This window comes from Shewanella sp. FJAT-52076 (assembly GCF_019457455.1).
GTDB lineage: Bacteria > Pseudomonadota > Gammaproteobacteria > Enterobacterales > Shewanellaceae > Shewanella > Shewanella zhangzhouensis.
In genome coordinates, this window is sequence record NZ_CP080415.1 from 1939903 (window position 1) to 1961271 (window position 21369).

A 21369-nucleotide genomic window follows, 5' to 3' on the forward strand; every position below is an offset into this window, starting at 1 on the left:
TTGGCAACAGAGAAGTCCAGTTGGCAACATTCCGGTTGCCACCTTTTGGCCAATGCACGCAGGCTAATGCTAGAGGTCGAAGCTGTAGTAGATATCCAGCGACTGGCCAACGGTACCAGACACAGTTTCCAGGTACAGCTGCGACAGCAGGTAGTATCTGACCGTCATCTCGTAGCCCGGGTTAAACACACCCACGCCATACTTCACCATCAGGTTTTCTCCTATGTAGCCACTGATGGCAACCCGGCCTTCATCATTGGTATCCAGTTGTACGTTGGAGAAGCCAAATTTTTCGACCAGGGACGTCGCCGTGCTGCCAATGCTGCCAATAGCGCCCCCCGACAGCGATGAACTCAGTGACAGTGCCGCGCCCATCATCAATGCGTTGTTGTCGCCGCTGCCATTGCTGGCGAAGCCTTTGCCTTTGAGAATGTAAGACAGGATCTCTGCCTGTTCTTTTGATGGATTGGAAAACAGGGTCACTTCGGGCGCCATACCGGTTCCCGTGATCCTGACACCGGCAATCAAGTCTTCGTCTTTTATTTCACGGATGGCCTCAATGTTGAGGTTAGGCAGCTGCGGCGGGCCGACAAACTGAACTTCGCCCTTGGGGATCTTCAGTGTTTGTCCCATAAATTTGTAGCTGCCACTGAGCACCTTTACGTCACCAAACAGTAAAGGCGGCTTGAAGGCTTGTTGCTGCAATCGCAGGGTACCGTCAAGTCGGCCTTGAAGGCCCATGCCTTCAATTTTCACCTGATCGCCCACCCGAATATTGAGATCGGCCGTCACACCATAAGGACTGGTCTTTTGTTCGGCTTTGGCAATGGAGTCATCAAATACCACATCAGAGGATACGGCGACCCCGCCTTCGGCAAGCTGCACTATCTTGATGTTGCCGGTGGGAATATTGACGCTGCCCTTGAGATCCAACATGGCCGCATTAAAGGTAAGAGTCACATCGGGGGATACGTCGAGTAAAGCCATGGGCGGCACTATGACCGCCAGTTTGTCGCCTTTCACGGCCAATTCACCGCTGAATTGGCCATCGGGCCAGGCGAGTGTACCCTCGATGCCCCCTTTACCTTCACCCATCACCCAGCTGCCATTAAGCCTGGCCTGTTGGCCCGCAAAAGCCAGCAGCATCTCAACATCGCTAATCAGAGTGGGGTTGGCACTGGCGGAAAATGCCCCCTTGGCCAGCGCAAGGTTGCCACTGACCTCTGGCGACATAAGGGTACCGGCAAGGGTGAGCTCGCTGCTTATCTCACCTTCCAGGGTATCCAGCTGGGGTAAAAACTCTCTCAGCGCTTCGAGCTGTATCCGGTCGAGATGAATATATCCGCCCAGCGTCCGGTCGGGTGTCACCGCAATTTCGACGCGGCTATCCAGCGTTGCGAGTCGGGTGGAGCGCAGGTTCAAATCTGCGGTCAAAGTGTCGGGGCTGAGACTGGCTTTGGCTGACAGCGCTTCAAAGCCCACTTCGACTATTTTGCCCTTGGGTCTTAACAGTGTGACTGAGCCGGGCTCGAACACCAGGCTCAATTCGCCTGCCGGCTTGCGTTTGGGGCTCCAGTCTACCGCGGCGTCGAGGCTGGCTTTGCCTTTCCAGTCCATGTTTGTTGGCAGCAGCTTGTCTATGATGGCGCCGGGCTCTCCCCGGAAACTGATGGCCACATCACCGCTACTCCCCAGTGTGGCAGGTCGCGGCAGGCAAAGCGCGTTGTCACCCTGGGTAAAACAGGCCTCGCTCAGGGTCCCGCTGCTACTGGCGAGTTTCCAGTTCAGCTGCAAATCCTGGGATAAGCCCCAGTCACCAAATTCGCTGCCGAGATCAAAGCGCGTGATGCTCGCTGCGACCTGCTGCGCTTTTTCATCGAACTGGCTTTCCACCACAGCATCGAGGCGGATATCGCCAAAGCTTTCCGCCCGCAGTTTTTGTTTGTTGATATCGCCCTTGGCGCCCAGTGTAACCGACTCGAGTTTGCGACTGCCCAGGTGTAAGGCATTCCCTTTTACCGACAGGGCAAATTCATGTTTGGCGAATGGCTGGTACAAACCCTTTATCGATAACGACGCCAATTGGGTTGTACCAAATTTTATCTCTTCGCCCTGGGCGTGAAGGTTGACCAAAGGATCTTTGTTGCTGCCGCTCACATCAAGATTGGCCATCAACTTGCCGCTCAGGCCTTCAGCCAGAAGCGATAAATCGGGAGCCTGGATAAGGCCTTGCAGATCCCAGTCATCTTCAACATTGCCGTTAAGGGTCAGCTTGGCGCCCATAGCGGTCAATAAAAAGTCTTGTGCACTGAGGTGCAGTTTGTCGTTAACTGTCACATCGCCCGTCAGGGTGACTGGGAACCCCTCCAGCTCGCCGTGAATATCGGCTTGTGAAAGGCTGATTTGCCACTGGTTTTTAACGGTAGCGCTTGTTTCAAAAGCGCCACTGGTTTCAAAAGCGCCATCAAGGCTGCCCTGGGGTAAGGTCACGCCTTCCTGCAGCGTAAGAGCAGAGGGCGTGAGCTTGTCAAAGCTTACACCCGCCTGCCAGACAAGGCCGTCGGCATAATTCAGCGTACCACTGAGATGAATATTCCCCGGCTCACCAGACACTGCGGCTTCAGTTATTTCAAGGGACTGCCCCTGATGACTGAGTTCGGCGTTGAGCAAAAGCGGATTGTGAAACGGGGTAATGATATTGCCATTGATACTTGCCTGTTGGGCCTTCAGGTTACCGCTTGCCGCCACTGTAAGTTCCTGAGCCTGGTAATCGGGCGTCTGCAGGGGCCATCCCACATTTGCCTTACTCAGGGTGAGCGTAAAGGGTATCTCGGGGTTTGACAGGGCGGCCTCGGCATCCAGCTCAAAACCGAGGGTACCGTTAGCCTGTATCTTCAGGACCAGCTGTGACAGGCTGCCGTTGAGGTCGAGTTGTAATTGTTGCTCGCCGATATCAGGAAAACGAGACGGCGAGTGGGTGTTGGCATTGAGTTTCAGTGCCATGGGATAGTCCGCAGACAAATCCACTGTGCCTTTCAATTCCAATTCGGCTTCGGGGTGTTCGAGCTTAAGCTCTTGCACCGTAAGAGCACTGCCTTCGAAATCCGCTCCCAGCTGCAGGCGACTTATTACTTCTTCTTCACCAAGAATGGCAAGGTGAGTATCGGTCAGTTCGGCTTTCAATAATTGCAGGTTCATGGGCAGGGCGATGGTCGGCAAGCTGGCAAGGGGCCAGTTTTTGTCTGTTGGCGCTGCGCTGTCTGTGGCTGTGCCGTCGGATGTGGTGGGACTGCCTTTAACCCCGGAATCGGCTTCGTCCGGTTTGGGTATGAGCACCTGTAAGCCACGGCTTTGTAACTCGTTGACTTTTAACCCATCTGCCTGCCAGCTTGCGGCGGCCATCAGGTAATCGGCCCCAAATTCCATGGTATCGACGCGCACATCGACAGCGGTTAATTGCGCCTTATCCAGGGAGATAGTGAAGGGCAATACCAGCTTTTCAGGCGCGGGAGTGGGCTCGCTGTCGCTTTTAGGGAGTTTGTCTGTTTCTATTACCAGAGCCAGGCCTTCGAGCGACAGGTTTTGCACACACAGGCCTTTGGCAAGCAGGCAGGAAGGCTGCCATTCCAGCAGCAGCGATTTGCCTTCAACGGAAATCCCATCCATGGACCAATGGATATCGCTCAGAGCCAGATCACGGTTGATACTGCCGCTTGCATAGCTGGCACTGAAATTGGGCACCACACTTGTGGCAATATCTACGGCGATACGGGCACCAAATGGCGTGCCCAGCAACAAGGCCAGCAGCACAAGGAGTAGCAGCGGGACATAAACGACCAGTCGGGTAATAAGCTTGAAGAGCCGCCAGGGGTAATACCAGGGCATTGCCGTTGTTGCCTGTTTGGGGGTATTTGGTGAGTCAGAGCCCATTGGCGGCGTGGTTTGATTCATCTCCTGACTCATAGTTCACTTCCCATAGTCAGGTGAATACGCCACGAGCGCTCCAGGGTATCTGTCTCAGTAAGACCTACGCCCAAATCGAGTTTGATTGGGCCTATGGGGGAAATCCAGTGTACGCCCCCGCCAACGGATACCACGGGTTCAAACTGGTCCTTATCAAACGCGTTACCGGCATCGACAAAAGAGCCCAAACGCCAGGATGGCGTCAGATAATATTGATATTCCAGGCTGCCTACTGCGAGGTAACGACCACCAATGACTTCCCGGGCGAGTTCGCCATCATCATTGGTGAATTCGATATAGGGACCAATTTCCTGGAATGCATAGCCGCGAATACTCTGATCGCCGCCGGTGAAATACCTCAGCGACGGAGGCACCAGTGCCAGGTCGCCATCGCTCACCAGGTTCAGGCCAAAATCGGCTCTGGCTACCAGGCGATGCTTGGTAAAGAAAGTGTCTATCCATTTGAATTTGGCTTGAAAGCGGGTCAGACGTGTGGCAGAGCCCAGACTGGGATCGGCATAATCCACATTATAAGACTGACGGTAACCCCACTTGGGGTCGAGAGTCGCATCCCCCCTGATGGTATTGGACAGACTAAAACCTGCCAGCAGGAACGATGGTGAATAATCGGTATCAAACTGGGTGTAGCTCTCGTGGATAAGATCCAGCGAGTACCCCATCAACCAGCCATCACCAAGAGACTGCTGCCTGAGCACCCCCAGCAATTGCTTGCTGGACTCCAACTGACCTGTGTTTCTGAAATCCAGATCCTCGGGTTCGTATATCTGGGTCACGCCGTACTTATCCCGCAGCAGACCGAATCGCAGTTTTAACTGATCGTCCAGCGGATGGGTAAGGGGAATGGTATAGGTGGTTAAAAATTTGGGCCTGTCTGGCGACCACTCGATACTGGTTTCCTGAGAATGGCCGTGGCTGTTGATTTGTGGCGTTCGCCAGGTCACCCTGACTCTGGGCTCAAAGGTGCTGTCGCTGCTTGAGCCAATATCGCCACCCAAACCCAGCTCGATGGAATGATCCGGACGATTGTCCAGTTCAACTTTAATGGGAATTTCCCCATTCTCGGCCTTATCGAGCTGTGGCAATACCTTGGTTGAGCGAAAATAGCCGGTCTCCTGCAGGAGGCTGTTCAGCGCTGACAGTCGCCGGGTTGCATAGGGGCTCTGGTGCTCAAAGGGAATGAGTCTGTCAAGAAAGCCTTCATCCAGGGTGTCACCCTCAAAGCTGACATCTCCCAGGCGGTAACGGGCGCTGGAATCAAAGTGCAGGCTGATGGTGGCGCGGTTTTCATCGCGGTTTACCCGAATTTCAGCTTTGGTGTACTTGCCATCAAAATAGCCACGGGACAGGGCGATGGCGCCAAGCTCGGCTTTAAGATTTTCATAGCTGCCGTGATTGAGCACCTGACCCGGCTTCAGGCTGACGTCATCCAGCCAGGTGTCAAAGGCGGCATCATTAAGCATTTCACCGGCAAAGCGGATGTCCACCCAATCGATACGGGTAGGCTCGCCGGGAGCGACAGTCAGCGAGAGTTCCCACGGACCTTTATCATGGCGAATGAGGTTTTGGTTGAGTTCACCGTGGTAATAGCCCACCGATTGCAGTGCAGCCTCGACGCTGTCCTGCACATTAAACAGAAAGGCGCGCCTTTGTACCTCAGATTCCGGTAAGGAACCCAGGTGAGCACGGATATTTTTTTCGAGCGCTTCATCCACGCCGCTGACGTTAATCCGCAGTAAAGGATCGCTGGCTGCGCTGACAGGCAGGGCGCCGAACAGGGTGGCGGCTGTCAGTGGATATAAAAATTTCACTTTCAAAGGCGCAAAAGTCCCGGATTGCAGTTGTTGCTCCATTGGGTTTTATTGTCGCTGTATCCTGCATGCCCGGCAAGGCGGGATTGTGTTTGGTGCGCGAAATCGTTAAAAAGAACACACAGTTGTCACACTAAAGCAGAATAAGATGAACAAGTATCCCGCGATATTCACAGCCCTTTTTAGTCTTGGAGTAGCCATGTCCCCGGCGTCAGCACAAGAGAATCCCTTTGGCATCGCCATTCATGGCGGAGCCGGTACCATTTCCAAGGCCAAGCTGACCGATGAGCAGGAGCAGGCGTATCGCGACAAACTGGAAGAAGCCGTAAACGCCGGTCACAAAATTCTGGCCAAGGGGGGCGACAGTCTGGACGCGGTCAAGGCTGCCATCAATATTCTTGAAGACAGCCCCCTGTTTAATGCGGGCATGGGGGCCGTGTACACCTTCGACGGCACCCATGAACTGGATGCCTCCATCATGGATGGCAACACCATGAATGCCGGCGCCGTGGCCGGTGTTAAGCACATTAAAAATCCTATCGATTTGGCATTAATGGTGATGAATAAATCTGATCACGTAATGCTGTCCGGTGTTGGCGCCGAAGAATTTGCCCTGACCCAGGGGATGCCATTGGTGCCGGCCAACACCTTCGATACCGACAGCCGCTACAAGCAGCTCCTGGACGCCAAAGCCAAAATCAATGCCGCCGAAAGCGCCGCCAAAGATTTTCATGCCTCTGCCACGAGTCTCGATCTGGATTACAAATTTGGCACCGTCGGCGCCGTCGCCCTGGATAAAAACGGCAACCTGGCAGCAGGGACCTCTACAGGCGGAATGACCGCGAAGCGGTTTGGCCGTATTGGTGACTCGCCGGTTATTGGGGCTGGTACCTATGCCGAGAATGGCGTGTGCGCAGTGTCTGCCACCGGGCATGGCGAATACTTCATTCGCTACCATGTGGCCGCCGACATTTGTGCGCGGATGAAGTATCAGCAAAAGAATGTCATCCAGGCATCTGATGAGGTGATTAACCAGCGTCTGGTGGAGGCCGGTGGCAGTGGCGGCATTATCGCCATCGATGCCCAGGGTAATGTGGCCACTCCTTTCAATACTGAAGGTATGTACCGTGCCAGCAGGGTCAATAAAGACGCGCCATTAATCATGATTTGGCGTGATAAATAACAGATTGATGCAATCGAAACCATCGGCAGGCAATCACCGCAGTTTTTTCCTACACTTGGGAGTGTAACAACTGACAGGGGAATGCAATGGATTCAATTAAAGTCAGGGAGCATATGGACAGGCAAGCCGTATTGCTCAAACCTGAGATGACGCTTGCCACGGCCGTTGAGCTGTTGTTGGAAAACAAAAAAAATGGCGCACCCGTGGTAGACAGTGACAAGCATCTGGTGGGTTTTTTATCCCAGCAGGATTGTTTGGCCACTATGCTCAAAAGCAGCTATCACTGTGATTTAACGGCAATCGTGGCGGATGTAATGCGCACCGATGTGCTGCAGGTATCGCCCGATGACAGTGTGCTGCGACTGGCCGAGCAAATGACAGGTGCCAAACCCAAAATCTATCCCGTGGTGGATAACGGCAAGGTGATTGGTATTATCAACCGGACCCACGTGCTGGCTGCCATGAACGTCTATATGCAGCAGTGCTACCTGGCACCGGCCTGACAGTCGGATGTGATCCGCACAAAAAGCCCTGCCTGCCAGGGCTTTTTTCATACCCAAATGCCGCGCTTCTTGTTAGGATCCCTGGTCTTTGTTTCAGGCAATGGAAACCGGTTTTGAGCGCTGCAAGACACTCTCTCTCCCGTGCATATTTACAACAATGTTATCAATCGGATGTGGCCCGTATTCGCCGTGAACTCAGAGACCTAGAACGTCTCGAAGACGAAGCCGCCAAGGCCGCCGCATTCGAACGCTTGGCCGAGCGTGCCGAGGCGGCCAAAGCCAAGGTGGATGCCAGGCTAAGCGCGCGTCCACGCATTCACTATCCCGATAATCTGCCGGTCTCGCAAAAGCGCGATGACATCGCCGAGGCCATAGCCAACCATCAGGTGGTGATCGTTGCCGGTGAAACCGGCTCGGGTAAAACAACTCAGCTGCCGAAAATCTGCCTCGAGCTTGGCCGCGGCAGCCGTGGCCTGATTGGCCACACCCAGCCCCGACGTCTGGCCGCCCGCAGTGTGGCGACCCGGGTTGCGGAAGAGCTGCAAAGCCCTCTCGGAGAAGCGGTGGGCTTTAAGGTGCGCTTTGCCGATGCCATTAATGAAAACAGCTATATCAAGCTGATGACCGACGGTATCCTGCTGGCGGAGCTGTCGTCAGATAAATATCTGAATCAATACGATACCCTTATCATCGACGAGGCCCACGAGCGCAGTCTCAACATCGACTTTATCCTGGGGTACTTAAAGCAGCTGCTGCCGAGGCGCCCGGATCTCAAGGTTATCATCACCTCCGCCACCATCGATGTGGACAGGTTTTCAAGCCATTTTGACAATGCTCCTGTGATTGAAGTCTCGGGGCGCACCTACCCGGTGGAAACCCGTTACCGGCCATTGGTGAAGGACGATGAGCCGGATCTGGATTTGATGGACGGGATTTTCGAGGCCGTCGATGAGCTGATGGCCGAAGGCCCGGGCGATATCCTGATTTTTATGAACGGTGAGCGGGAAATCCGTGACACCGCCGAGCAGCTCTCCCGCAGGCAGTACCGCGACACTGAGGTGTTGCCGCTATACGCACGTCTGTCCTATGGCGAGCAATCCAAGGTGTTCAAGTCCCACACCGGCAGGCGAATCGTGCTGGCCACCAACGTGGCCGAAACCTCGCTTACCGTGCCCGGTATTCGTTATGTGATTGACCCGGGTACGGCCCGCATCAGCCGTTACAGCTATCGCACCAAGGTGCAGCGCCTGCCCATTGAACCCATCAGTCAGGCCAGTGCAAACCAGCGTCAGGGCCGCTGTGGCCGGGTAGGGCCGGGTATCTGTATCCGTCTGTATGAAGAGACGGATTTTCTGTCGCGGCCGGAATTTACCGATCCGGAAATTCTGCGCACCAATCTGGCGTCCGTTATCCTGCAGATGCTTGCTATCGGCCTGGGTGACATCAAGGGCTTCCCCTTTATTCAGCCCCCCGATGAGCGCCATATCAAAGACGGCTTTTTGCTGCTGGAAGAGCTGCAGGCCATCAATCTCAAGAAGGGCTTGCCACAGATGACGCCCCTTGGGCGCAAGCTTGCCCATGTGCCCCTAGACCCCCGTCTTGCCCGCATGGTGATTGAGTCGGCAGACAGGGGCGCTCTGCACGAAGCCCTGGTGGTTACCTCGGCGCTGTCCATTCAGGACCCACGGGAGCGCCCACTTGAGAAAAAGCAGGCCGCCGATGAGGCCCATGGCCGCTTTGCGGACAAAGACTCTGACTTTGTTTCTTTGCTGAATTTGTGGAACTACATCAAGGAGCAGCAAAAGGCGCTCTCCGCCAGTCAGTTCCGTAAATTGTGCAAGCAGGAATACCTCGCGTATCTGAGGGTGCGGGAATGGCAAGATCTCTACACCCAGGTGCGCCAGAGCGTCCATGAGCTCAAACTCAAATTAAACAGCGTACCGGCGGATTACGACAGCCTGCACCGGGCCCTCTTGTCGGGTCTTTTGAGCCATATTGGCTTTAAAGACAATAACAACGAGTATCTGGGCGCCCGCAATCGCCGTTTTTACGTGTTCCCGGGCTCGCCGCTGGCGAAAAAGGGCCCCAAATGGATTGTGGCGGCGGAGCTTACCGAAACCAGCCGACTCTTTGCCCGTGGCTGTGCCAAAATCGAGCCCGAGTGGCTGGAAGAACTTGCATCGCACCTCATCAAGAAGCAGCACAACGAGCCACATTTCGAGGCCAATCAGGGCGCCGTGGTGGCGTTTGAGAACCAGGTGCTCTACGGCCTTACCGTGGTGAATCGCCGTAAGGTACAGTACGGCCCCATCAATGCCATCGAAGCGCGGGAAATCTTTATCCGCAGCGCCCTGGCAGAAGGTCAGCTCAAAACCCGCGAAGCCTTTTTTCTCCATAACCAGAAGCTTCTGGAAGAAGTGGAGTCGCTCGAACATAAATCCCGTCGCCGCGACATTCTGGTGGACGAACAGGTGCTGTTCGACTTTTACAATGAGCGACTGCCGGAAGGCATTTACAACGCGCCCAAGCTATTCAGCTGGTGGAAAGAAGCCAGACGTAAGCAACCAGAGCTTTTGAACTTCGATGAAGAGATGCTCTATGCCCGTCAAACTGGGCACGTCTCCAAACTGGACTTTCCCGATGTGTGGCATCAGGGCAACTTAAGCTTTGCCCTGAGTTACCATTTTGAACCGGGCGCAGAGGATGATGGTGTCAGTGTCCATATTCCGGTGGCGCTGCTCAATCAGGTCGAAGACAGCGGTTTTGACTTTTTGGTACCCGGCCTTCGGGAAGAAAAATGCATCGCACTGATTAAGTCACTGCCCAAGTCACTGAGGCGTAACTTTGTGCCGGCGCCGGATTACGCCCGTGCCGCAGTGCAGGCTATGTCACTGGATTTGCCGCTCCTGGAATCCCTTGCCAAACAGTTGCTGCGTATGACCGGCACCCGTGTAAGCGCTGAAGACTTCGTGTTGACCGAGCTGCCCAAACACCTGTTGATGCACTTTAAAATTGAAGATGACCACGGCAAGTTGGTGGGTGAGGGGCGGGATCTCGATGCCCTCAAGGCAAGTTTGCAGGGCGTTGTGGCCAAGGCCATCCGTCAGGTGGCCAAGTCAGGCATTGAGCAAGCCGGGCTGACAGAGTGGAGCATCGAAGATTTACCCGCGCAGTTTCAGCGCAAAAAGGGCAATTATGAAGTCAAAGCCTTCCCCGCGCTGGTGGATGAAAAAGACTCGGTGGCTGTTAAGCTGTTTGATGATGAGCACCAGGCGCAAAAGGCCCATGCCCGGGGCGTGCGTCGTTTGTTGCTTATCAATATCCCTTCGCCGGTTAAGCATCTCCAGCAGGCGCTGCCCAACAAGGCCAAACTGGCCATGTACTTTAACCCCTTTGGGCAGGTGCAGCTGTTGATTGACGACATTATAGATGCCGCGGTGGCGCAAATTCTCGATGAGCAGCAGCTTGAAGTACGCACCAGGGCCGGGTTTGACAGTGCAAGGGATGCGGTGCGCGCCGACTTAAACAGTGTGGCAGAGCAAATCTCCCTCAAGGTGGAGCAGATTCTCACTCTGCACAATCAAATCAAAAAGCGCCTCAAGGGCAAGATAAGCCTCGATATTGCCTTTGCCATGAGCGACATCCAAACCCAGCTCGACCGATTGGTATACAAGGGTTTTGTTGCCGACTGTGGTCATGTCAGGCTGAGCGACATTATCCGCTTTTTAAAGGCCATCGAGCATCGATTGGAGAAGCTGCCGGTCGATCCGGTGCGTGACAAACTGCAGCTGCTTTCAATCCACAAGGTGGAGCAGGCGCTGGAGGCTCAGCTTGCCAAGGTGCCTAAAAGCCAACCCGTACCTGAACATCTGTTGGAGGCACGCTGGCTGATTGAAGAGCTCAGGGTGTCTTTGTTCGCTCAGGTGCTGGGTACCTCGGTGCCAATTTCAGAAAAACGGGTGCTGCTGCACATTCAGCAATAGCCATTGACGCACAGGTTTTGGCTGCACCGCCGTCGGCGGTCAAAGTCAGTGTCCGTTGCTATACTTCCCCCATAGTAATAACAGGCTGTGATCTTTATCACGGCCTGTTTTTTTATCTGTCTACCTCTTTGTAAATATTTTTCAAAAATCAGCCATTTCACGGTGGTCATCTGGCGTTTTTTTGACCTAGGTTTAGCAAAGGCTGAATAGCGTTATCCTGCTTATCAGATGAAAAACAATCGAACTAAGCGCTTGAAAACCATGACACCCCTAAAAATACACGGAAATAGATGATCTGGATCAAGTGGCATTCTGTTTACCGATTTCGGGGTATACAGCTCGTTAACATTGAACGCGTATGATCAAAAACGAAAGAGAAGCTGCGCTAACTGACTGAAGTTGAATTAACGATGCAGCCAACATTGGGCAATGCCCGAGGCCGATGGAGGAAACATGAGTTCCGATCCCAAACAAGATGAAAAGCGTCTGGAGCTGAAGATCTTTGTCTTTCTGACCGTATTTTTGGCGCCGCTCCTGGCAGTAGGCCTGGTGTCTGCTCTGGGGTTCGCCATTTGGTTAAGCCAGATATTCACCGGCCCACCGGGGGCGGGTTGAACCCGGGTCCAAACAGAATTTTTCAATATTACTGGAATGTCCTATGAGCAATGAACTCCACGTTTCGAGCCTGATTGTTCAGGTGCTACCGGAAAAAATGGCCGAAGTCCGCGGGCAAATTCTGCAAATGCCCGGTGCCGAGTTGTCGGTGAATAACGAGGTCAAGTTGGTGGTGGTACTGGAGGGCAACTCCCAGAAAGAATTGCTGGCCGGAATTGAAGCCATTAACGCCCTCCCGGGTGTGATGTCGGCCACCATGGTTTATCACCAGAGCGAAGTGCTGGAAGAGGATGAGCAATGAAAATGAACAGACGTGAATTTATGAAGGCCAATGCCGCGCTGGCAGCGGCCGGTGTGGCCGGGCTGGCCTTGCCGACTTCGGCAAGTAATCTCATCACCAGCTCAGAGCAAACCAAGCTGGACTGGAATAAGGCGCCTTGCCGCTTCTGCGGTACCGGCTGCTCAGTGATGGTAGCTACCCGTGAAGGTCGCGTAGTGGCAACCCACGGCGATGCCAACAGCGAAGTAAACCGTGGCCTCAACTGCATCAAGGGCTACTTCCTTTCCAAAATCATGTACGGTAAAGACCGCCTGCAAACGCCGATGCTGCGCATGACCAATGGCCAATACGACAAACATGGCGAATTCACCCCCATCAGCTGGGATAAAGCCTTCGATGTGATGGCCGAAAAGTGGAAAGCCACCATCAAAGCCAAGGGCCCAACTGCCATTGGTATGTTCGGTTCGGGCCAGTGGACAGTATGGGAAGGCTATGCCGCCTCCAAGCTGATGAAAGCCGGCTTCGGCTCCAACAACATCGACCCCAATGCCCGTCACTGTATGGCCTCTGCCGTAGTGGGCTTTATGCGCACCTTCGGCATGGATGAGCCCATGGGCTGTTACAACGATATGGAAGCCGCCGACGCCTTCGTGCTGTGGGGCTCCAACATGGCCGAAATGCACCCCATTCTGTGGAGCCGCGTGACCGACCGTCGCCTGAGCGCGCCCCACGTTAAAGTTGCCGTGCTGTCTACCTTTGAGCACCGCTCCTTTGAACTTGCCGACTTGCCTGTGGTCTTCACACCACAAACCGATCTGGCCATTCTCAACTTTATCGCCAACTACATCATCCAAAACGACATGGTGAACCATGACTTCATCAAGAAGCATGTGAACTTCCGTCAGGGTGTGACTGACATTGGTTACGGTCTGCGTCCGACCCATCCATTGCAGCAAAAGGCGAAAAACGTTGCCACGGCAGGGGATTCGACCCCCATCGATTTCGATGCCTTCAAGGCCTTTGTGTCTGAGTACACACTGGAGAAAACGGCCCAGATGTCCGGCGTTGCCGAAGACAAACTGGTGGAACTTGCCAAGTTGTATGCCGATCCCAACACCAAGGTCACCTCCTTCTGGACCATGGGTGTCAACCAGCATACCCGCGGCGTGTGGTGTAACAACCTGATTTACAACATCCACCTGCTCACGGGCAAGATCTCTACTCCCGGTAACAGCCCATTCTCGCTGACCGGCCAGCCCTCAGCCTGCGGTACAGCCCGTGAAGTGGGTACCTTTGCCCACCGCCTGCCTGCCGACATGGTGGTTGCCAATCCCAAGCACCGCGCCATTGCCGAGGGCATCTGGAAAATCCCTGCGGGCATTATTCCACCCAAGCCCGGCTACCACGCGGTTGAGCAAAACCGCCGCCTCAAAGATGGTGACATCAACGTCTATTGGGTACAGGTAAACAACAACATGCAGGCTGCGCCCAACATGATGGAAGAGACGTTGCCCGGTTACCGTAACCCTGCCAACTTCATCGTGGTGTCGGATGCCTACCCAACCGTGACCACCCAGGCGGCTGACCTTATTCTGCCTACCGCCATGTGGGTTGAAAAAGAGGGTGCCTACGGTAACGCCGAGCGTCGTACCCAGTTCTGGCATCAGTTGGTGAAAGCACCGGGCGAATCACGTTCAGATTTGTGGCAGCTGATGGAGTTCTCCAAGCGCTTTACCACCGACGAAGTCTGGCCAAAAGAGGTGCTGGATGCCAACCCCGCCTACAAGGGCAAGACCCTGTATGACGTGCTGTACAAAAATGGCAACGTAGACAAGTTCCCGCTGGCGGATCGCGATGCCAAGTACGCCAACGATGAAGCCGAGTACTTTGGTTTCTACGTGCAGAAGGGCCTGTTTGAAGAGTATGCCGAGTTTGGCCGTGGTCACGGACACGATTTGGCGCCCTTTGATATGTACCACGAAGCCCATGGTCTGCGCTGGCCTGTGGTGGACGGCAAAGAAACCCTGTGGCGCTACCGCGAAGGCTCAGATCCATATGTCAAACCAGGCAAGGGCTTTGAGTTCTACGGTAAGCCAGATGGCAAAGCGGTGATTTTTGCGCTGCCATACGAGCCGCCTGCAGAGTCCCCCGATGCCGAATACGACATGTGGCTCTCAACCGGCCGTGTGCTTGAACACTGGCACTCAGGCTCCATGACCCAGCGTGTACCCGAGCTCTATCGTGCCTTCCCGGATGCGGTGTGCTTTATGCACCCCGACGATGCCAAGGCCCGTGGCTTGCGCCGCGGCGATGAGGTCAAGGTCGTGTCCCGTCGCGGTGAAATTCTCACCCGGGTTGAGACCCGTGGCCGTAACAAGCCGCCAAAAGGCCTGGTGTTTGTTCCCTGGTTCGATGCCAGTCAGCTCATCAACAAGGTCACCCTGGATGCGACAGATCCCCTGTCCAAACAGACCGACTTCAAGAAGTGTGCTGTCAAAGTGTTGAAGGCTTGAGGAGACAAACCATGAAAACAATGAAAACACTCTCTGCGCTTGCTCTGGTCGCCTTCGCCTGTCTGGCCAACGCCAGCACAGTCACAGATGAGAAAATCGCTACTCTGCGTCAGGCGCCGCTGGATGTGGAAGTGACACCGCCAGCCATGCAGCAGGTGATGAACAAAGACGTAAAGCAGGCCCGTAACTATCCGATGCAGCCACCCGTCATTCCCCACAAGATTGATGGCTATCAGCTGGATCTGAAAGTGAACAAGTGTATGTCGTGCCACGCCCGTACCCGTACCGGTGAGTCTCAGGCGCCCATGGTCAGCGTGACTCACTACATGGACAGGGATAACAACTTCCTGGCGGATCTGTCACCACGCCGTTACTTCTGCGTGCAGTGCCATGTGCCTCAGCTGGATGCCAAGCCACTGGTTGACAACGAGTTTATTGACATTGATCACCTGCTCAAGGCGGATCAGGTCAAGGCTAAACACTAGGAGTCACTATGTGGGAAAAGCTTAAAAAAGTATGGCAAACCCTCAGGAAGCCCAGTGTGCATTACAGCCTTGGTTTCCTGACCCTCGGGGGCTTTGTGGCCGGTATTATCTTCTGGGGTGGCTTTAACACCGCCCTTGAAGCCACCAACCAGGAAGCCTTCTGTATCGGTTGTCACGAAATGGAAAACAACGTCTATGAAGAGCTCAAGACGACCATCCACTTCACCAACCGAAGCGGTGTGCGTGCAACCTGTCCAGATTGCCACGTGCCCCACAACTGGACCGATAAGATTGCCCGTAAGATGCAGGCATCGAAAGAGGTGTGGGGTAAGGTGTTTGGGACCATCAACACCCGTGAGAAGTTCGAGGCCAAGCGCCGTGAGCTGGCAGAGCACGAGTGGGCACGTTTGAAGGCTAACGATTCGCTGGAGTGCCGTAACTGCCACAACTTCGACTACATGGACTTTACCCGCCAGTCGCCGAGGGCAGCGCAAATGCACTCCACCTCACTGGCCAGCGGCGAAAAGACCTGTATCGACTGTCACAAAGGGATTGCACACCACCTGCCCGATATGTCCGGAGTCAAAGGCTGGTAACAGTCTCTCAGTAAACCAAAAAACCGTGGCTTGCCACGGTTTTTTTTATCCCTTTTGAAAGCGCCATCGACAGCGTCAACAGTAAAAAGCCCGGCCAATTGACCGGGCTTTTTTCAAACAGACCAGGGCTTAGCGAGCGTTGGTGCTCTCAAAAATCTTGTCAGCCGAGGCGGCAACAAAGCCTGGATACAGGCGGCCATCTTCCAGTGGGAAGCGGCGGGCAAACTCATAAAAGCAGCTTGGCACCATGCGCTTGCCATCGGTGAATTCCACCACAGCTTCATCGGCGAGGGTTGAAGACTGCTTGAGCTTCACTTCTTCGCTGCCTTTGATTTCGCCACCAGAGGTATTGAGCACAAAACCGGCGGCTTTAAGGGCTTCGTTGACAGAGGCCAGGGTTTCGTAGTTTTTCAGGGCGTTCACCGAGACGGTGAAGTGGTTTGCACGGAAACCCCACACAGAAACCCAGGCGGCGTACTCGCTTTCTTTGAGCAGGGTTTCGTAGGTGGCCTGGTCGATGCTCCAGTGACGACCTGAATACAGGAAGTTATCGGCAGTGACGGCGGCCACATCGATTTGCTCGACCAGCTTGTGCACTATGGCCTGCAACTCAGGGGAGCATTTTTCCAAAAGCAGCTCAGAGATAAACACCTTGGGCTGAGTGGCATCCGGATGCTCGAAGTGCTTGGCATAAAGCTTCTTGGTTTCGAAGTGGTACTCGCCGCACTCCACATAGCCCAGTGCCAGAAAGTGAGCAGCCAGTTTTTCCAGGTTAATCTTCTCGATATTGAAGGTGCGCAGGGCGATATGGTCGTTTTGCACATCATCCTGCTGGGTCGAGCCAAGCAGGGCATGAATTTTCTGTGCAGAGGGCGTAACCGACACATAGTCCTGCCAAAGGTTGGAGAAGAGTTCATTAATCTGGGTGTGCATATTACTAGTCCTGATAAAAAAGTAGGGTGTTAAATACTGAGACCTGGGCTCAGATTGGCTGGCAGGCTGACGCTGCTGGCTTCCACTGAGGAGACAGGGTAGGCGCAGTAATCGGCCGCGTAGTAGGCGCTGGCCCTGTGGTTACCGCTGGCGCCAATACCGCCAAAAGGTGCGGCACTGGACGCGCCCGTGATGGGCTTGTTCCAGTTGACGATGCCCGCACGGATACGGCTGAAAAAGTGCGCATAATCCGTTTCGTTATCGGCCAGCAGCCCGGCCGACAGGCCAAAGGCGGTGTTGTTGGCTTCCTCGATGGCGGCATCGAAGTTATCGTAGCGATAGACTTTAAGCAGGGGGCCAAAGTGCTCTTCGTCCGGCAGCGCCCTGGCGTGGGTGACATCAATAATACCGGGTGTAACGAAACCCAGCGCCGGATCAGGTTGCTTTAGCTCAAGCAGTGAGATGCCGCCCAGAGACTGGATGTCGGCCTGCGCCTTCACCATGGCCGCTGCCGCTTTAGCGCTTATCATGGCACCGTAAAAGGGCTGGTTGTCGGCAAAGGGCTCGTCTACGCGGATTTGACGACTGGCCTCAATCAGCTTGGCCAGAATGGCATCGCCGTTGGCGTCTTTCTTGATGAAAAGACGTCTGGCGCAGGTGCAGCGCTGACCGCTGGAGATAAAGGCCGATTGGATGATGTCGTGTACCGCAGCATCCACATTGACGACATCTTTGACGATAAGCGGGTTATTGCCGCCCATTTCCAATGCCAGAATTTTCCCCGGCTGGCCGGCGTACTGCTGATGCAGCAGGTGGCCTGTATTGGAGCTGCCGGTAAAGAAGAGACCGTCGATACCAGGATGACCCGCCAGCGCCTTGCCGGTTTCCACTTCACCCTGCAACAGGTTAATCACACCGGCGGGCAAGCCTGCCTTTTGCCACAGCGCTACCGTGAACTGTGCCACTTTTGGGGTCAGTTCTGACGGCTTGAACAGCACTGCATTTCCGGCAATGAGAGCAGGCACTATATGGCCGTTGGGCAGGTGGCCCGGGAAGTTATAGGGGCCAAATACCGCCACCACGCCGTGTGGTTTGTGGCGGATAAAAGCGCGGGCACCCGGCATGGGGTTTTCCACTGTGCCGGTGCGCTCAGCATGAGCCTTAATGGAAATGGCAATTTTGCCTGTCATGGCAGCCACTTCGGTGCGGCTCTCCCACAGGGCCTTGCCGGTTTCTTCAGCGATAAGGCGCGCCATGGCTTCGCTGTTTTCACCAAGCTGTGCGCCAAAGGCTTCCACTATGGCCAGGCGTTCTGCCAGTGGCATGGCTGACCAGTTGTAAAATGCACTGCGGGCAGCCTTAACGGCGGCATCGACCTGCTCGGCATTTGCGCCATTACCACACCAGATAACCTCACCATTGGCCGGATTAATGGACTCGAAGCCCTTGCCGTGGCCTGTCTGCCACTGCCCACCAATAAACTGGCAGCTTGATGGATTTTTCATAACTGAGCTCATTTGGCCCCCTTGTCGAGATTCAGGTACCGCACCAAATCGCCCTCGGCGACATTGAGCACATCGGCCATAGCCGGGCTCATCAATATGCTGTGTGTTTCTGTATCCAGACGACATTCGTCGCTGACGGTGGCGCGGAATTCCTTGCTGTCGCAGTTGCACACCGCCAGGTGAAACTCGCCTTTATGCTCGGCAGGGTTTTGGCTTATCACCACCTTGACCCTGTGGCTCTGGCGCACCGACTTGATTTGCTTAAGCTGGGCTTCCACCGTGGGGCCGGCATCGAACAGGTCAACGTAGCCGCGATGCATAAAGCCTTCGTTTTCCAAAAGCTTAAGGGCAGGAACTGTGTTTTCATGCACCTGGCCTATGGTATCCCGGGCGGCTTTTGGCAACAGATCCACATAGATGGGGTAGCGGGGCATCAGGTCGGCAATAAAGCCCTTGTTGCCCACGCCAATCAGGTAATCGGCCTTGGAAAACTCCATATTAAAGAAGGTTTCCCGCAGCCAGCCCCAGAAGGGTGGCTGACCGTTTTCATCGGCGGCCCCGCGCATTTCGGCAATCACCAGCTTGGCAAACCGCCTGGGGTGCTCGGCCATGTACATAAAGCGCACCTTGGACAGGAAGCGGCCATTAAGGCCCACCCGGTAAGGCTCGCGCAAAAACAGGGTGCAGATTTCGGTCACGCCGGTGTAATCGTTCCCCAGGGTCAGGACTTCCACCGGATTGAAAATATCCAGCTCCTTACACTGGTGCACCACAGTGCTTTTATGGAAATGGTACAGCGGGCTGCCAAGGCCGACCGAGGCCTCGATGCCCGAGGCGCCAAGGATTTCGCCTGTGTCTGTGTCTTCCAGTACAAACAGGTAACCCTGCTCGCCGGGCTCATCGATATCAGCGTTAAAACTTGCTTCAGAATGGGCGATTTTTTGGGTCAGTTTTCGTTCGCACAGGGGCAGGGAGGTAAAGCCTGCACCGGATTCCCGCGCCATGGTCATCAGCGCAGGGAAGTCCGAAGCCTGTATAGGACGGATAAGTAACATAATTCGGTTCTCTTGGTCAGTGTGGAAGGCGAAGGGACTCAGTGCCCATCGCCTGTTCGCACAAGTGCCTCAGGGGCTTAACCGGCGTTAAGCCTGGCTACCAATTTGGCGATGGCGGCGTCGAAACGCGCCAGGCCTTCCCGAACGTCTGCCTCAGGGATGATAAGAGAAGGGGCGAAACGCACCACGTTTTGACCGGCCATCAGCAAGAGCACACCTTCTTCGGCGGCGGCCAGCATAAAGTCGCGGGCTTTGCCGGCATAGTCGGCATTGAGCGCAGCGCCCAGAAGCAAGCCCTTGCCACGTACTTCGGTGAAGACCTTGTACTTGTCGTTGATGGCATTGAGGCCATCACGGAACAGCTGCTCGCGGGCTTTCACGCCATTGAGTACTTCAGGCGTGTTCACCGTGTTGAAGGCCGCCAGACCGACGGCACAGGCCAGCGGGTTACCGCCGTAAGTGCTGCCGTGGGTGCCCACCACCAGATGCTTGGCCAGTTCAGTGGTGGTCAGCATGGCGCCAATGGGGAAACCGCCGCCAAGGGCTTTGGCTGTGGTCAGCACATCCGGGGTTACGCCCAGGCCCATATAGGCATAGAGCTCCCCGGTACGGCCCACGCCGGTTTGTACTTCATCGAATACCAGCAGGGCATTGTGCTGGTCACAGAGTTCGCGCACGCCCTTGATGAATTCCGGGGTTGGATTAATGATGCCGCCTTCACCCTGCAGTGGCTCAAGTACCACGGCGCAGGTGCGGTCGGAAATCAGCGCCTTCAAGCTTTCAAGGTTATTGTATTCGGCATGGTCGATATCGGCAGGCTTGGGGCCAAAGCCATCGGAGTAGGCAGGCTGACCACCCACGGATACGGTAAACAGGGTGCGGCCGTGGAAGCCTTGTTTGAAGGCGATTATTTGTGATTTTTCCGCACCAAACCTGTTCAGTGCCACGCGGCGTACCAGTTTAAGGGCGGCTTCGTTGGCTTCGGCGCCTGAGTTGGCAAAGTACACCTTCTCGGCGAAGGTGTTATCGACGAGTTTTTTGGCCAGCATCAGTGCAGGCTCGTTGGTCATGGTGTTGGACAGGTGCCACACTTTTTGTGCCTGTTCAGTCAGGGCAGAGACCAGCGCAGGATGGCAATGGCCCAGGCAGTTAACGGCAATGCCACCGGCGAAATCAATAAACTCACGACCATCCTGATCCCACAGGCGTGACCCAAGGCCCTTTACCGGAATGATAGGAGATGGCGCGTAGTTGGGAACCATCACTTCATCGAATAAACTTCTGTTGATATGCATGCAAAGCCTCTGTTTTTGTATTGTTTTATAGTAGGACTCAAGGCCCTTTCTTTAGTTATCCCTGTATTATATTGAGCAGAAGTTGCAATTTGCAGCAGCGTTATTAACAATATGTCCGGCTAAATTTGCAAAATAACGGAATGATTTATCAAAATGATAAGCAAAGAGGACGAGCGTCTGTTGGCGCTGCTGAAAAACAATGCCCGCATCAGCGTATCGGACTTGGCCCGTGCGCTGGATTTATCCCGCTCGACCGTGCAGACCCGCATCGCCCGGCTGGAGCAAACCGGCGTGATAAAAGGCTACGGCGTAGAGCTGGGTGAGGCTTATACCAGCCATCTGGTGTCGGCCCATGTGGCGATTAAGGTGAAGCAGAAATTCACCACCAAGACCAATGTGGAATTAAAGAAGATGCACATGATAAGTGAGTTGTACGCTATCAGCGGTGAGTACGACCTGATTGCCGTGGTGCAGGCGCAAACCACAGAGCAGCTCAGTCACCTGCTGGATGATATTGGTAATCTTGATGGGGTAGAGCGCACCACCTCGTCGGTTATTCTGGAAACCAAGTTCAAGCGTTGATGGCGGTTCTCTACCTGGACGATTGAGTTGTTTAGCTACTGAGTACTCT

General features: G+C 54.7%; 15 protein-coding genes. 9 read left to right on the plus strand and 6 right to left on the minus strand.

Features of this window, described 5'->3' with window-relative positions; translation table 11 throughout:
* Positions 1-69 precede the first annotated feature (69 nt).
* Both K0H79_RS08345 and K0H79_RS08350 read right to left on the minus strand, forming a co-directional pair.
* Entirely contained in the window at positions 70-3963 is a 3894-nt protein-coding gene (locus tag K0H79_RS08345) for a translocation/assembly module TamB domain-containing protein (RefSeq protein ID WP_220077932.1), read from the minus strand.
* The gene (locus K0H79_RS08350; RefSeq protein ID WP_408733375.1) at positions 3960-5834 is read right to left on the minus strand and encodes an autotransporter assembly complex protein TamA; all 1875 of its coding nucleotides are present in this window, start codon (positions 5832-5834) and stop codon (positions 3960-3962) included. The genes K0H79_RS08345 and K0H79_RS08350 overlap by 4 nt, the downstream gene beginning before the upstream one ends.
* Before the next feature lie 157 nt (positions 5835-5991).
* On the opposite strand from K0H79_RS08350, the gene K0H79_RS08355 reads away from it, so the two are divergent.
* From K0H79_RS08355 to K0H79_RS08390, 8 genes are all read left to right on the plus strand, one after another.
* Positions 5992-6975 carry an isoaspartyl peptidase/L-asparaginase family protein gene (locus K0H79_RS08355; protein ID WP_258405500.1) on the plus strand — a complete coding sequence of 328 codons (984 nt, stop codon included), beginning with the start codon at positions 5992-5994 and terminating at the stop codon, positions 6973-6975.
* 86 nt (positions 6976-7061) lie between these two features.
* Positions 7062-7478, plus strand: a complete 417-nt coding sequence (locus K0H79_RS08360; protein ID WP_220067591.1) for a CBS domain-containing protein — start codon at positions 7062-7064, stop codon at positions 7476-7478.
* A gap of 113 nt (positions 7479-7591) precedes the next feature.
* Positions 7592-11461, plus strand: a complete 3870-nt coding sequence (gene hrpA / locus K0H79_RS08365; RefSeq protein WP_220077934.1) for an ATP-dependent RNA helicase HrpA — start codon at positions 7592-7594, stop codon at positions 11459-11461.
* 453 nt (positions 11462-11914) lie between these two features.
* Positions 11915-12076: a periplasmic nitrate reductase, NapE protein gene (locus K0H79_RS08370; protein WP_220067593.1), complete on the plus strand. Its 162-nt coding sequence runs from the start codon at positions 11915-11917 to the stop codon at positions 12074-12076.
* Between the two features lie 43 nt (positions 12077-12119).
* Positions 12120-12377 carry a chaperone NapD gene (locus tag K0H79_RS08375; protein ID WP_220067594.1) on the plus strand — a complete coding sequence of 86 codons (258 nt, stop codon included), beginning with the start codon at positions 12120-12122 and terminating at the stop codon, positions 12375-12377.
* Between the two features lie 2 nt (positions 12378-12379).
* Positions 12380-14869 carry a nitrate reductase catalytic subunit NapA gene (gene napA, locus K0H79_RS08380; RefSeq protein WP_220078124.1) on the plus strand — a complete coding sequence of 830 codons (2490 nt, stop codon included), beginning with the start codon at positions 12380-12382 and terminating at the stop codon, positions 14867-14869.
* A gap of 11 nt (positions 14870-14880) precedes the next feature.
* A complete protein-coding gene (locus K0H79_RS08385; RefSeq protein WP_220067595.1) occupies positions 14881-15354 on the plus strand; it encodes a nitrate reductase cytochrome c-type subunit in 474 nt (157 codons plus the stop codon).
* 8 nt (positions 15355-15362) lie between these two features.
* Complete coding sequence (locus K0H79_RS08390; protein ID WP_220077935.1) at positions 15363-15950, plus strand: cytochrome c3 family protein; 588 nt, start codon at positions 15363-15365, stop codon at positions 15948-15950.
* 129 nt (positions 15951-16079) lie between these two features.
* Here the strand turns inward: K0H79_RS08390 and K0H79_RS08395 are convergent, their stop codons facing one another.
* The 4 genes from K0H79_RS08395 to K0H79_RS08410 form a co-directional block, all read right to left on the minus strand.
* The gene (locus tag K0H79_RS08395; RefSeq protein ID WP_203326886.1) at positions 16080-16883 is read right to left on the minus strand and encodes a DUF1338 domain-containing protein; all 804 of its coding nucleotides are present in this window, start codon (positions 16881-16883) and stop codon (positions 16080-16082) included.
* A 29-nt stretch (positions 16884-16912) separates the two neighbouring features.
* Positions 16913-18388 (minus strand): succinylglutamate-semialdehyde dehydrogenase, encoded by a 1476-nt coding sequence (gene astD, locus K0H79_RS08400; RefSeq protein ID WP_258405501.1) that lies wholly within the window; start codon positions 18386-18388, stop codon positions 16913-16915.
* Positions 18389-18396: 8 nt separating this feature from the next.
* Complete coding sequence (gene astA, locus K0H79_RS08405; RefSeq protein WP_203326887.1) at positions 18397-19443, minus strand: arginine N-succinyltransferase; 1047 nt, start codon at positions 19441-19443, stop codon at positions 18397-18399.
* 77 nt (positions 19444-19520) lie between these two features.
* Positions 19521-20738: an aspartate aminotransferase family protein gene (locus K0H79_RS08410; protein ID WP_220077936.1), complete on the minus strand. Its 1218-nt coding sequence runs from the start codon at positions 20736-20738 to the stop codon at positions 19521-19523.
* A gap of 153 nt (positions 20739-20891) precedes the next feature.
* Here K0H79_RS08410 and K0H79_RS08415 point away from each other — a divergent pair, with 153 nt between their 5' ends.
* A complete protein-coding gene (locus K0H79_RS08415) occupies positions 20892-21320 on the plus strand; it encodes an Lrp/AsnC family transcriptional regulator (RefSeq protein ID WP_203326889.1) in 429 nt (142 codons plus the stop codon).
* Positions 21321-21369: the final 49 nt, after the last annotated feature.